The sequence below is a fragment of the Parasulfitobacter algicola genome (assembly GCF_013315265.1).
GTDB lineage: Bacteria > Pseudomonadota > Alphaproteobacteria > Rhodobacterales > Rhodobacteraceae > Parasulfitobacter > Parasulfitobacter algicola.
On the sequence record NZ_JABUFE010000047.1, the window covers coordinates 1 to 1,187 of the forward strand.

A 1,187-nucleotide genomic window follows, 5' to 3' on the forward strand; every position below is an offset into this window, starting at 1 on the left:
TATCGATTATATTACTCGACGATTTTTGAGACGACGCCGGCGCCGACGGTGCGGCCGCCTTCGCGGATCGCGAACCGCAGACCCTGCTCCATCGCGATCGGTGCGATCAGTTCAACGCCAAAGCTGACGTTATCGCCCGGCATCACCATTTCCGTGCCTTCAGCCAACTGAACTGTCCCTGTCACATCTGTCGTCCGGAAGTAAAACTGCGGCCGATAGTTGGCAAAGAACGGCGTGTGACGGCCACCCTCTTCCTTGGTCAGAATATAGGCTTCGGCTTCGAACTTTGTGTGCGGTGTCACGGATCCGGGCTTACACAGCACCTGACCACGCTCAACGCCTTCACGGTCGATCCCGCGCAGAAGTGCGCCGATGTTGTCACCCGCTTCACCGCGATCCAGCAGTTTGCGGAACATTTCAACGCCCGTACAGGTCGTCTTTTTCGTATCACGAATACCAACGATTTCGATCTCGTCGCCTACGTTGATCACACCGCGTTCCACACGACCCGTCACAACCGTTCCACGACCAGAGATCGAGAACACGTCTTCAACAGGCATCAGAAACGGCTGGTCAATCGCACGCTCTGGTGTTGGGATCCATTCGTCCACAGCTGCCATCAGCTTGCGAATACTGTCTTCGCCGATGGCGTTGTCACGGCCTTCCATTGCAGCCAGCGCAGACCCCGGAATGACAGGGATGTCATCGCCAGGATACTCATAGCTGGACAGCAGCTCGCGGATTTCCATTTCAACCAGCTCAAGCAGCTCTTCGTCGTCCACCTGATCAACCTTGTTCATGTACACAACCATCGTCGGAATACCAACCTGGCGGCCCAAAAGGATGTGTTCACGGGTCTGTGGCATCGGGCCGTCAGCGGCGTTCACCACCAGAATGGCACCATCCATCTGCGCCGCACCTGTGATCATGTTCTTCACATAATCCGCGTGGCCCGGGCAATCAACATGGGCATAGTGACGGGCGTCCGTCTCATACTCAACATGCGCCGTCGAGATCGTGATCCCGCGCGCTTTCTCTTCCGGCGCACCATCAATCTGGTCATAGGCCTTGAAGTCACCAAAATACTTCGTAATCGCTGCCGTCAACGTCGTCTTGCCGTGGTCAACATGACCAATCGTACCGATGTTAACATGCGGTTTATTACGCTCAAACTTTTCCTTTGCCAT

At 55.5% G+C, this 1,187-nt stretch carries 1 protein-coding gene; it reads right to left on the reverse strand.

Annotated elements, in window-relative coordinates:
• Positions 1–11: 11 nt before the first annotated feature.
• Positions 12–1,187: an elongation factor Tu gene (gene tuf / locus HRQ87_RS19960; RefSeq protein WP_174140205.1), complete on the reverse strand. Its 1,176-nt coding sequence runs from the start codon at positions 1,185–1,187 to the stop codon at positions 12–14.